This window comes from Haladaptatus sp., assembly GCF_049589095.1.
Taxonomy (GTDB): domain Archaea; phylum Halobacteriota; class Halobacteria; order Halobacteriales; family Haladaptataceae; genus Haladaptatus.
The window spans coordinates 1-4,468 of record NZ_JBAWAC010000667.1 but is presented as its reverse complement, the minus strand read 5'-3'; the positions used below and the strand labels follow the sequence as shown (position 1 = coordinate 4,468).

The following is a 4,468-nucleotide window of genomic DNA, read 5'->3' as shown; positions in this document are numbered from 1 at the left end:
TGCCGATAGAGTGGGCCGACGACACGGCGGCGGTCTTCTCGGATCTGACCAACGTCGATAGTTCACGCTTCGACCTCTGCAGCAGGAGTGCGCTCAGGAGCGTCCTCGAAGACCTCGCGTCGGAGGGATACACGGCATGTGTCGGGGTCGAAACCGAGTTCTCGCTCCTGCGTCCGGACGGCGATGGTGGATGGGTTCCCTACAACGACCGCTGTTCCTACGACCTCGACGCCCTCGACATGGGATCGGACCTCATCCGCGATTGGACGAACGCGATGGAAGCGGCGGGGGGCCACGTTCTCGGTGTCCATCAGGAATCGCAACCGGGGCAGTACGAGATCAATATCGAGTACGACGATGCCCTGCGGACGGCGGATACCGTCATGTTCCTCCGCCATATGCTCAAATCCGTCTCGCGGCAGCACGGATGTAAAACGACGCTCATGCCTCGTCCTCACTCACACGAGGACGCCAATGGGATGCATCTCCACCTCAGCCTGTGGAACCGTACGGGGTCAGAGAACGAGTTCAAAAGCGATACCGACGATATCCGCTTTCCCGCAGGAAAGCATCCCGCTGGGGAGTCCGGGCTTTCCGAGACGGGACGGCACTTCGTCGGTGGCCTCCTCGAACACATGAAAGCGCTGACAGCGATCTGTGCGCCGACTGTCAACTCGTACAAACGGCTCCTCCCAGGTATCTGGGCCCCGGTCAATATCGCGTGGGGACCGGACAACCGTTCGACGGTGATTCGCCTACCACCCGAGCTCGATTCGGCGACGCGTATCGAACACAGGGTTCCCGACTCGTCGTGTAACCCGTATCTCGGCCTCGCAGCCTCGCTCGCGGCTGGACTGGACGGTATCCGAAACGAGATCGATCCGGGAGAGCCAACGATCAAGAATGCCTACGACGAAGGCTACGAGAGTCTCCCCCGTACCCTCTGGGCGGCGCTCGAACACCTCGAGAACGACGAAGTGATCGAGGATGCCCTCGGTTCGGTGCTCGTCGAGGAGTTCATACAGCTAAAGCGAGATGAGTTCGATCGATCGATGGACCACGTGACCGAATGGGAACGCGAGGAGTATCGGGACGAGTTCTAATCCTTGGCGGGTTGGTCCAGCATCGGACCGATCGCTTTCAGAATCTTCGCCTCCGAGAGCCGAAGGTGTTCTCCGACGGTCGAGACGCCCGTCGGGTCGTGTTCGGCTAAATCTTTGAGTTTACACGAACGGGGGGAGTCGTAGTATCCTTCTTCTATCGCGAGCGAGAGCACTTCGAGTTGCCGAGCGGAGAGGTTCTGTATCGCTTTCTTGACTTCGAGGAGTCCCATGAACATTCCCTCGAACTCGGGCGAGTGCAGCGAGTCGATCTGTACGGTTCCCAATCGCTGTAACTCCTCGTGAGCGCGACTCACCTGTTCGTGCGTCGGGGCGAGGACGTCCCAATGTTCCCACCCATCGGCGACGGTCGCTGGTATCGTCGGGAAGCAACTGTTTCCGAGTAATACGTTCAGTACCGGTTCGGTCTCGGTGTCGTAATCGCCTTCCAGACAGACAACGCCCCGGTTGGTGGCACTAGTGAAGCTAACGAGTCGACTCGTGTTCATCACCGGGTGATCCTCTAGCCAATCGACGAGGTCATCCATCTCCCCCTCTTCGACCTGCGTCACCTCGATCATCGTGACGCTCGTTCCGTGAACGAGATAGGAGTAGATGATGGATGCACGCGCGTTCGGGAACGCATCGTTGAAACTGTTGGTCCAGCATCCCTCGTGCTTTATTCTAAACGAGTATTCAATCATAGCGGAAATAGAACCAGCGTATCCCTATATGGTTGTGGATAGCTGAAAATTTTGAAATATTTCATCGGAGTTGATAGCCCGGACGACGAATTCTGAGCCAACGTCTCCGCACGAGCTCGGCGCTCGCTGATAAGTGCTCCCAAAATGCCGGAGATACTGTTTAGGTGATTATAGATGATTCAGAGTTGGAACAATGTCAGATAAAGAAGGGGGTAGCGTTACGTACAACGATGTGGATGATAGTTATTTCGAAAATCGTGGCTTACGGCGGCATGCGAAGATTTGGTCGCTGTGGGCACTCGGCGTCGGTGCCGTCATCTCGGGCGATTTCTTCGGCTGGAATTTCGGTCTCGCTGCCGGTGGTTTCATGGGCCTCGTCATCGCAACGATCATCATCGCCGTCATGTATCTGGGGCTCTGCTTTTCCATCGCGGAAATGGCACCGGCGCTTCCCCACACCGGGGGTGCTTATTCGTTCGGACGGACGGCCATGGGCCCCTGGGGTGGCTTTATCACCGGCTTGGGTGAGAACATGGAGTACGTCATCACCACCGCGGTCATCGTCGTCGGTATCGGCGGCTACATGAACTCGGTTACACAGGCATTGCTCAGTTTTTCCATGCCCGCGCCGGTTTGGTGGGCGATATTCTATGGTATTTTCGTCGGACTCAACATAGTGGGCGTCAAGGAAAGCTTCCGGTTCACCGTCTTCATCACCTTTCTCGCGTTGGGCATATTGGCGGTCTTTTTCATCGGTGCGATTCCGCACTTTTCGTTCGATTGGGCACTGACCGTACCCGCTGATTCGGGTCAGAGCAAGCTATTGCCGAAAGGTATCAAGGGCATCTTCCTGGCGTTGCCGTTTGCGATCTGGTTTTTCCTTGCCATCGAGGAACTACCGCTAGCGGCCGAAGAGGCACACGATCCGGAACGCGACCTGCCCAAAGCGACGATACTGGGCATCGTGACGCTGATCATCACGGCGTTCCTGACGTTGTTCCTCAACAGCGGCATCGCACCCGGTGCGGCGAAGGTCGGCCAGGCGGATAATCCGTTGTTCTTGGGCTTCAAAACCATATTCCCCGGCAGCGTCGGTGCGGCGTTGCTCTCGTTGATCGCCGTGGCCGGATTGGTGGCGAGCTTTCACGCGATCATCTTCGCGTTCGGGCGTAACATCTACTCGCTGTCCCGGGCGGGGTACTTCCCACAGTGGCTCTCCGTCACCCACAACGAGCGCGATACGCCACACGTCGCTTTGATCGCCGGTTCGTTGATCGGCTACGTCGCGGCGCTGTTGATCTGGCTCACGCCGAGCGACAGTCCTGTGGGAGCGGTTCTGTTGAACATGGCGGTGTTCGGCGCCATGATCTCGTATATCATGCAGTCGTTGGCGTTCATCCTGCTCCGGCGAGAGTACCCGAACCTCAGACGACCGTATCGGAGTCCGGTCGGCGTGTTCGGTGCGGTGGTCGCAATCGTTATCGCGGCCGTTACCTTCGTGTTCCTCTTCCTGAACCCGTCGTATCGGTTCGGCGTTATCGGGGCGGCGCTGTGGTATGCGGGCGGGATCATCTATTTCGCTGTCAGGGGTCGCCATCGCCTAGTGCGGGCTCCGGAGGAGGATTTCGCCCTGAACCAGCAGAACGCGGCGACGGGTGACGCCGCACCCGACATGGCCGAGCAGCGGGACTCGGCGGGCGACACCGTTCACGAACCCTCCGAGTGATTTGCCTCCCCGTCAATCGGGGACCCCCCGACACATATTATAAACAGTCCCACATCAGCCGGGAAATATTTAGGCCGGATCCGAGGGTTGTGACCGGTATGTACAGCTACGAGATGCGAATCGACGGGCAGGTTCGAGGTGGGACCGAGCGTTCCGTCGAAAACCCCGCCACGGGAGAGACGGTCGGTACCGTCTCGACCGGAACACGAACCGACGCGAGCGAAGCGATCGACGCTGCGCGGAGTGTACGAAAGGAGTGGGCAGAGAGCGACCCCGCCCGACGTGAACGCGGATTGCTTGCCGTCGCCGAGCGGATCGAGGAGGATCGGGACGAACTCAGCGAACTCCTCGTCGCGGAGACCGGGAAATGTCTCGGCACGGCCGAAGGCGAGGTCATGGAAACCGCCCAGCAGTTTCGCTTCTTCGCGGGCGTGGTGGACAAGGTCCGAGGTGACACGATCCCAACTTCGACGAATCGACTCAACTACACGAAACGGGTCCCCTACGGCGTTACCGCACACATCATCCCGTGGAACTATCCGCTCCTGTTGGGGTCCCGGGGAATCGCGGCCGCCCTCGCCACGGGAAATACGGTCGTCGCGAAACCACCGAGTCGAGCACCGCTATCGACGATGTGGTACGGGAATATTCTCGTCGAGGAGTTCCCCGACGGCGTCGTAAACCTCGTTCCAGGGTCGGGGCGCGAGGTTGGAGCGGCCCTGAGCGATCATCCCGGTGTCGATCTGATCACGTTTACCGGTTCGACTGCGGTCGGTCAACAGGTGTTGGAGGCTGCGGCAGCGAACATCACGCCGGTCGACCTGGAACTCGGAGGGAAAGCTCCGGCGGTCGTCCTCCCCGACACCGACGTCGAGAACGCGGCGCGCGGCGTCGCCCGAGGAATCTTCTCCAATGCCGGGCAGAATTGCGTCGCTACC

The 4,468-nt window shown here is 59.2% G+C and carries 4 protein-coding genes; 3 read left to right on the top strand and 1 reads right to left on the bottom strand.

Translation table 11 applies throughout. The features are described 5' to 3' along the window. Positions 1-1,103 (top strand): glutamine synthetase family protein (locus WBV42_RS20905; protein WP_423987749.1); only part of this gene is annotated, 1,103 nt, incomplete at its 5' end. On the opposite strand, the gene WBV42_RS20900 is transcribed toward WBV42_RS20905, so the two are convergent. Then, the gene (locus WBV42_RS20900; RefSeq protein WP_423987748.1) at positions 1,100-1,804 is read right to left on the bottom strand and encodes a helix-turn-helix domain-containing protein; all 705 of its coding nucleotides are present in this window, start codon (positions 1,802-1,804) and stop codon (positions 1,100-1,102) included. The genes WBV42_RS20905 and WBV42_RS20900 overlap by 4 nt on opposite strands. Positions 1,805-1,997: 193 nt before the next feature. On the opposite strand from WBV42_RS20900, the gene eat reads away from it, so the two are divergent. Both eat and WBV42_RS20890 read left to right on the top strand, forming a co-directional pair. Beyond that, complete coding sequence (eat, locus tag WBV42_RS20895) at positions 1,998-3,530, top strand: ethanolamine permease (RefSeq protein ID WP_423987747.1); 1,533 nt, start codon at positions 1,998-2,000, stop codon at positions 3,528-3,530. Positions 3,531-3,628: 98 nt separating this feature from the next. Continuing rightward, a partial coding sequence (locus WBV42_RS20890; RefSeq protein WP_423987746.1) for an aldehyde dehydrogenase family protein occupies positions 3,629-4,468 on the top strand: 840 nt, incomplete at its 3' end.